This window comes from Streptomyces fildesensis (genome assembly GCF_016107395.1).
In the GTDB taxonomy this organism is placed as follows: domain Bacteria; phylum Actinomycetota; class Actinomycetes; order Streptomycetales; family Streptomycetaceae; genus Actinacidiphila; species Actinacidiphila fildesensis.
The window spans coordinates 1-216 of record NZ_JAAIKO010000433.1 but is presented as its reverse complement, the minus strand read 5'-3'; the positions used below and the strand labels follow the sequence as shown (position 1 = coordinate 216).

General features: G+C 45.4%; 1 protein-coding gene. It reads right to left on the bottom strand.

Going from position 1 to position 216, the window contains the following annotated elements; translation table 11 throughout:
• Positions 1-197: hypothetical protein (locus tag C6N31_RS47590; RefSeq protein WP_198359791.1), on the bottom strand; the 197-nt coding region annotated here is incomplete at its 3' end.
• Between the last annotated feature and the right edge of the window lie 19 nt (positions 198-216).

Sequence of the window (216 nt, the reverse complement as noted above, 5' to 3'; positions counted from 1 at the left end):
AGCTGGGCCACTTGAGGAAGTATAGTCTCCCACCTTCCGGCATTAACATCAGCAGCAAACGTCTCGATACTATCTACCGTATTCAGCGACACTTGGCATTCGTCCTGCAGCGTCTGGAATGTTTGATGCAGCGAGTGCTCTTTGCAGAATTGAAGAACAATTTTGATCACGTCTCGAGCTTCAATTTCTAATGCCATTTTCTAAGCTTTCGGATAA